Origin of the sequence: Microbacterium sp. LEMMJ01, from assembly GCF_002114135.1 — a bacterium.
Lineage (GTDB): Bacteria > Actinomycetota > Actinomycetes > Actinomycetales > Microbacteriaceae > Microbacterium.
In genome coordinates this window covers 1-588 of the sequence record NZ_NCTV01000037.1, presented here as the reverse complement: position 1 = coordinate 588, position 588 = coordinate 1, and the positions used below count along the sequence as shown (strand labels likewise).

Sequence of the window (588 nt, the reverse complement as noted above, 5' to 3'; positions counted from 1 at the left end):
GGCCAAGCCGGGAACCCGCAGCCCCTACGCGCCCTTCACGACGTCCACCCTGCAGCAGGCGGCGCGCCGCAAGCTCTCGATGAGCGCGAAGCAGGCGATGAGCGTCGCCCAGCGCCTCTACGAGAAGGGGTACATCACCTATATGCGTACCGACTCCACGGCGCTGAGCACCCAGGCGGTGCAGGCGGCCCGGAGTCAGGCCGTGGCTCTCTACGGCGACAATGCGGTGCCGCTCAAGCCGCGCGTCTACAAGTCGAAGAGCAAGAACGCCCAGGAGGCGCACGAGGCGATCCGCCCGTCGGGGGAGAACTTCCGCACGCCGTCCTCGCTGTCCGGCGAGCTCGACCGCGAGGAGCAGCGGCTGTACGACCTGATCTGGAAGCGCACCGTCGCGAGCCAGATGTCGGACGCCAAGTACGAGACGACGACCGTCACCATCGCGGTCGAGGCGGACGGCCAGACGGCGGAGTTCACCGCCTCCGGCACGGTCTACACGTTCAAGGGCTTCCTCGAGGCGTACGAGGAGGGTCGCGACGAGAAGCGCAGCGACGCCGACGCCGCGGAGAACCAGTCCCKGCCCGCCGTCTC

The 588-nt window shown here is 69.0% G+C and carries 1 protein-coding gene; it reads left to right on the top strand.

Features of this window, described 5'->3' with window-relative positions; translation table 11 throughout:
* The coding region (locus B7W94_RS17655; RefSeq protein ID WP_253247472.1) for a DNA topoisomerase at positions 1 to 588 on the top strand (588 nt) is incomplete at both ends.